Raw genomic sequence first — 1,191 nt, 5'->3', positions numbered from 1 at the left:
TCGTGGTGCCGGGGACCGCCAGCCGGGCCTGTCCATGGCTGGCCACTATGGGGTCGTTGTCGGCGTAGACCACGCGGGCCCGGGGGTTCACCGCCTGGGCGATCTCGTGCACGTTCGGGGCCGTGGGCAGTCCCGAGCCGATGTCCAGGAACTGGCTGATGCCCTCGTCCGCCAGCTCCGCCATCGCCCGCTGGAGGAAACGGCGGTTGGCCAGGGCGGTGTCACGGATCTCCGGCGCGATCCGCAGGAAACTCTGGGCCTGCTCGTAGTCGGCGAGGTAGTTGTCCTTGCCGCCGACGAGATAGTTGTAGACCCGCGCCGGGTTCGCGTGACGGCCGGAATGGCGGCCGTGGTCGACCGGCTGCCACTCCACCGTGGTGAGCCCGATGCCGGGCCCGCTGCTGTTCATCCGAGATTCCCCTGCCCTCAATCCTGCATCGCCCTGCCGCTGCCGGGTCCGTCACCGCGGATGCGGTGCCGGGCCGGGACGCCAGGTGACCGTGTCACTGGGTCCCGGTTCCGCCCAGGCGACCGGGGCCCGTGACCAGAGGTGGAACGGCAGGTCGACGTCCGCGGACACCCGGCTGAGCTGCCCCCACGAATACGCGTGGGAGTGGACGACCGCGGCCTGGAGCGCCGCTTCGAGGCAGGCACGCGCGGTCCGTTCCGCCCGGCAGGTGCCGCTCGGACCGGATCCCTCCACCCCGCCGCAGACCTGATAGGTGCTCCAGGCGTAGAGGGGTTCGTCCTCGGTGTGCGGTTGTGATGGCGGTTGCTGCTGCTGATCGACGTTCACAGGCCCTCTCCAGACGCATCTCCACCGGCGGGGCTTGGCGATGCGTCCAGCATCGGAGAGGACGGATTACCGGCGGTATAGCGGCGGTAAAGCGGTATGCCACGGCGCTATACCGACCGGGACGTGCGGGGCCTGAGGGGGCTTACGGGGAGTCGCGGGGCGTACGGGAACGGGTCACTCGGCCGCGAGCCAGTCCAGCACCTCGCGGTTGATCCGCTCGGGCTGCTCCAGGTGCAGGAAGTGGCCCGCGCCCTCGACCAGTTCCACCCGGGAGCCCGCCGGGAGGTGGTCCTTGGCGCTGTGGACCACGTCGGCGCCGATGCAGCCGTCGTCGGTGCCGTGCAGGAAGAGGGTCGGCCGCTCACCGGGGGCGGTGATCGCCTCCTGCTCCGCCG

The 1,191-nt window shown here is 70.9% G+C and carries 3 protein-coding genes; all 3 read right to left on the bottom strand.

Going from position 1 to position 1,191, the window contains the following annotated elements:
- Positions 1–409 (bottom strand): SAM-dependent methyltransferase (locus SSOG_RS41960; protein WP_009720404.1); only part of this gene is annotated, 409 nt, incomplete at its 3' end.
- A gap of 51 nt (positions 410–460) precedes the next feature.
- A complete protein-coding gene (locus SSOG_RS41955) occupies positions 461–796 on the bottom strand; it encodes a hypothetical protein (protein ID WP_009720403.1) in 336 nt (111 codons plus the stop codon).
- Positions 797–970: 174 nt separating this feature from the next.
- The coding region (locus SSOG_RS54445) for an alpha/beta fold hydrolase (RefSeq protein WP_039940028.1) at positions 971–1,191 on the bottom strand (221 nt) is incomplete at its 5' end.

It is taken from the genome of Streptomyces himastatinicus ATCC 53653 (assembly GCF_000158915.1).
GTDB classification, from domain to species: domain Bacteria; phylum Actinomycetota; class Actinomycetes; order Streptomycetales; family Streptomycetaceae; genus Streptomyces; species Streptomyces himastatinicus.
This window is presented reverse-complemented; position numbering and strand designations above follow the sequence as displayed.